At 75.9% G+C, this 2,868-nt stretch carries 2 protein-coding genes; both read left to right on the top strand.

Annotated features, from left to right (window positions below; translation table 11 throughout):
- On the top strand, positions 1-2,515 hold a 2,515-nt coding region (locus tag AB1460_RS36650; RefSeq protein WP_368967100.1), incomplete at its 5' end, for a type I polyketide synthase.
- 112 nt (positions 2,516-2,627) lie between these two features.
- Positions 2,628-2,861: a beta-ketoacyl synthase N-terminal-like domain-containing protein gene (locus AB1460_RS36645; protein WP_368967098.1), complete on the top strand. Its 234-nt coding sequence runs from the start codon at positions 2,628-2,630 to the stop codon at positions 2,859-2,861.
- Positions 2,862-2,868 lie beyond the last annotated feature (7 nt).

Raw genomic sequence — 2,868 nt, 5'->3', positions numbered from 1 at the left:
GTCGGTGGGTGGGGAGTGGACGGTGCACGCCACCGGCACCCTGCTCCCGGCCGGCGCGCTCGACGACGAACTCGGTTCGGAGCTGGACGCCGACGACGCCGACCTGGTGGTCTGGCCACCGGTCGGCGCCGACGAGATCGACGTCACCGACGTCTACGCCACGTCCGCCGCCGCGGGCCTGGAGTACGGCCCGACGTTCCGCGGCCTGCGCCGGGTGTGGCGCCGCGGCAGCGAGGTCTTCGCCGAGGTGCGGACGGACGCGGTGACCGCCGGGCACGAGATCCATCCGGCGCTGCTGGACAGTGCCCTGCACGCCATCGCCCCGGGCGGCCTGCTGCCTCCGGCCGGGGACGGCGACGGCGCGCGCCTGCCGTTCGCGTTCTCCGGCGTCCGGCTGCGGGCCACGGCCTCCCCGGGGCTGCGGGTACGGCTGACCGCCCGGGACGCCGACACGGTCCGGATCGACCTCGCGGACGCGTCGGGGCTGCCCGTGGGTCGGATCGACCGCCTCACCGTGCGTCCGACGAGCCCCGACCGGCTGCCCGTGGCCGGCGACGACGGCCCGGCGACGCTCTACACCGTTGCGTGGACGCCGCGTCCGGTGCCACAGCCGGTCGGTGCCGGCGGCGACTGGGCGTGGATGGCACTCGGCGGCTCTGTGCCCACCCCGATGGCGGTCCCGCCGGTGCTGGTGCTCGACTGCGCCGTCCCGGTTCCGGACCCGTCGGGGGCGCTGTGCGACGCGGCATCCGTCCGGGCACTGACCGGGACCGTGCTGGCGACGCTGCAGGAATGGTTGGACGATCCGCGGTGGAGCGACACACGGCTGCTTGTGCGTACCGCGGGCGCTGTCGCGACCCGCGAAGGTGAGGGCGTGCCGGGCCTGGCCGGCGCGGCGGTCTGGGGTCTGTGCCGGGTGGCCCAGGCGGAGCACCCGGGCCGGATCCTCCTCGTGGACACCGATCTCCCCGGCCTGGGCGGCGAGACGAACCCACGGGCCGCCGAGGCGGTGCTGCTCGCCGCGGTCGTGGCGGACGGCCTTCCGCAGAGCGCCGTGCGCGGCCAGGACGTCCTCGTCCCCGCGCTGGTTGTCGACGACCCGTCCGATGACCCGTCCGGCGGGGCCGGTGAGGCCGGCGGGGCCGGCGGGGCTGCCCGGCCGGACTTCGGTGACGGGACCGTCGTGCTCACCGGGGCCACCGGTGCGCTGGGAATGGTGCTGGCCCGCCACCTCGTTCACCAGCACCAGGTGAAGAGCCTGCTGCTGCTGAGCCGGCGCGGCCCGGACGCAGCGGGTGGGGCGGACCTCGTCGAGGAGCTGACCGAGGCCGGCGCCCAGGTGCGGCTGGCCGCCTGCGACCTGGGCGACCTGGCTGCCGTCCGCCGCGTCCTGGCGGACGTGCGGGTCACGGCGGTCGTGCACGCCGCCGGGGTGACCGACGACGCGGTACTCACTTCGCTGACCGGGGCTCGCCTCGACGCGGTGCTGCGCGCCAAGGTCGACGCCGCACTGCACCTTCATGAGGCCACAGCCGGGCACGACCTGCGGGCGTTCGTCCTGTTCTCGTCGGTCGCCGGACTGCTCGGCAACCCGGGCCAGGCGAACTACGCCGCCGGCAACACCTTCCTGGACGCCTTCGCCGCCCACCGGCGAGCCGCCGGGCTGCCCGCGGTGTCGCTGGCCTGGGGGCTGTGGGACGTCGACGGCGGGCTCGGCCGGGCCCTCGGCCCCGCCGAACTGGCCCGCCTGCGCCGCGGCGGCGTCGTCGCGCTGGCCCCCGAGCGGGCGCTCGCACTGTTCGACGTGGCCTGCGCCCGCGGGCCGGCCCTGGCGGTGCCGGTCGGCCTCGACCTTCCGGCGCTGCGCCGCGCGGCGGCGGACGGCCCGCTGCCCGTCCTGCTGACCGGGCTCGCCCCCGCCCCGACGGCCCGGCCGGCTGCCGCACCCCCCGACCGGCGGGACGGCTCACTGGCCCGGCGACTCGCCACGCTCTCCGCCGCCGAGCAGACCCGGACGCTGCTCCTGCTCGTCCGCGGACAGGTCGCCGCCGTGCTGGGCTACGCCGACGCCGCCGAGGTGGACGAGTCACGCGCCTTCTCCGACCTCGGGTTCGACTCGCTGACAGCCGTGGAGCTGCGCAACCGGCTCACGGAGGTCACCGGTCGGCGGCTGCCGCCGACGCTGGTCTTCGACCATCCGACACCGGCCGCGCTCGCCGAGCACCTGCGGTCCGCCCTCACCCCGGACGCCGACACGGTGGACCGCGCGCTGCTCGACGAGCTCGACCGGGCGGTGCAGAACCTGGCCGGCCGGCACCTCGGCGAGGCCGTCCGCACCCGGGCGGCACTGCGCCTGCAGGCACTGGTCGCCGGCTGGACGGCGGCACCCGCCGCCGGGGCGGGAAGGGACACCGGCACGGGAACGGCCACGGGCACGGGCACGGACACGGATCTGGCGGTCGCAAGCGACGAGGAGCTGTTCGGCCTCCTCGACGACGAGCTCGGCGCCGGCTGACCGCCACCGACGACCACGAGCACCCCCCACGAGCAACCCCGCGGAACCACCCGCGCATCGATCACGACATTCGAGAAACGCACCAGGCCTACTGCGAGGGATCGGGCGGACCATGGACACGGAAGAGAAGCTTCGCGACTACCTGAAGCGGGCCACCACCGACCTTCGTCAGGCCCGCCGCAGCCTCGTCGACCTCCAGGAGAAGTCCCACGAGCCGGTGGCCGTTGTCGGGATGGCGTGTCGTTTTCCGGGTGGGGTGGGTTCGCCGGAGGAGCTGTGGGGGCTGGTGCGGGGTGGGGTGGAAGGGGTGGGTGGGTGGTCTGTGGTGCGTGGGTGGGAGGTCTAGGGTGTTG

Source organism: Parafrankia sp. FMc2 (assembly GCF_041008525.1).
GTDB lineage: Bacteria > Actinomycetota > Actinomycetes > Frankiales > Frankiaceae > Parafrankia.
Note: the sequence above shows the minus strand (reverse complement) of the source record. Positions and strands in the feature narration are given on the sequence as shown.

Excerpts from the sequence above, each read along its gene's own strand:
- AB1460_RS36645 (WP_368967098.1), top strand. The coding sequence starts at position 2,628 with ATGGACACGGAAGAGAAGCTTCGCGACTACCTGAAGCGGGCCACCACC.